The following is a 1,105-nucleotide window of genomic DNA, read 5'->3' as shown; positions in this document are numbered from 1 at the left end:
CCCTGGTACCAGGCTGCGATAGCCATGGCGCGCCGCCCGCCCTCCACTTCACTGACGCGGGGGTCAATGATGGCCTGCAACTCCTGCAGCGTGCGGCGAAGTACGCGTGGTGAGAGCGCTTCGTCCTTGTGGCTCAGGGTTGCCTGCAGCCTCTCGTGGGTACTCCGCACCGGAAGCCCGGCAGCTGGCGCTATCTTTTTTGTAGCTGCTTGCGCACGTTCCGTATGCCCTGCAGCTGTTTTTTCCGTAAGACCCTTTTCGCCTGCCGTGAGCCGCGAAACGCTGCGGCTGAGCCAATCTGCGGCGCTCATGACGCCACCCTGGAGCGCTGGCTGCGGGAAAGGTCGCGCAGCGCTTCGCGCTGGCGCGTCAGGTGGGTGCGCATGGCCGCTTCAGCCCCTTCACTGTCGCGGCTTTTAAGGGCCGCAAATACCGTCATGTGTTCCGAAAGGCTTTGCGCCAGGCGGCCCGGCGCGTGCAACTGCTGGAGCCGGGCCAGCTTCAATATCTTTCGCAGGTCTGCAATCGCCTGCGCAAGCCAGCGGTTGTTGGCCAGCAGGATGATGGCTTCATGGATGGCGAAATTGGTCGCGTAGTAGTCGTTGATCCGGCCGGCGCTGGCATGGCTGTTCAGCCGCTCATGCAAGCTTGTGAGCGCGGCCAGGTCGGCGTCGGTGGCATTGCGCGCCGCCTCGTAGGCACAGCGCCCCTCCAGCAGGGCAATGACCGGGAAAATATCGTCAAGGTCCTGTTCCGTTACCTCGTTGACAAAACAACCCCGCCGGGGCTCGTGGCGCAGCAGCCCTTCCGACGTCAATACCTTGAGCGCCTCTCGCAATGGCGTGCGGGAAATTTCAAGCCGCTCGCACAGCGCGACTTCGTCCAGGAAACTCCCGGGCGCCAGCTGGCCCGCAAATATCTGCTCCCGCAGCGTATTGGCCACTTCCTGATGCAACGAACTCTGAACCAGACGCATGACAGACCCCTTGACTGGCTGACGCCATAAAGCAATACACATGACATGCGCTCGAGCCGGCTCGTAGCCCGCCGTGCCTGAACCCCTCTCTACACCCATCCAGAGCCCCGTCATCCGGAACGCCTGAAT

Annotated in this window: 1 protein-coding gene and 1 pseudogene; both read right to left on the bottom strand. The window is 62.8% G+C overall.

What is annotated here, in order from left to right:
- Positions 1-311, bottom strand: a pseudogene (locus AC1D0Z_RS22475) (malonyl-CoA decarboxylase); the annotation flags it as partial.
- Complete coding sequence (locus tag AC1D0Z_RS22470) at positions 308-976, bottom strand: GntR family transcriptional regulator (RefSeq protein ID WP_477660357.1); 669 nt, start codon at positions 974-976, stop codon at positions 308-310. The pseudogene AC1D0Z_RS22475 and the gene AC1D0Z_RS22470, both read right to left, overlap by 4 nt.
- Positions 977-1,105 lie beyond the last annotated feature (129 nt).

Source organism: Polaromonas sp. P1_E3 (genome assembly GCF_056405935.1).
The sequence above is the reverse complement of the archived record's forward strand: the minus strand, read 5'-3'. Positions and strand labels throughout refer to the sequence as shown.

Bases quoted from the DNA above. Each gene is read 5' to 3' on its own strand.
- AC1D0Z_RS22470 (WP_477660357.1), bottom strand. From the start codon at position 976: ATGCGTCTGGTTCAGAGTTCGTTGCATCAGGAAGTGGCCAATACGCTG.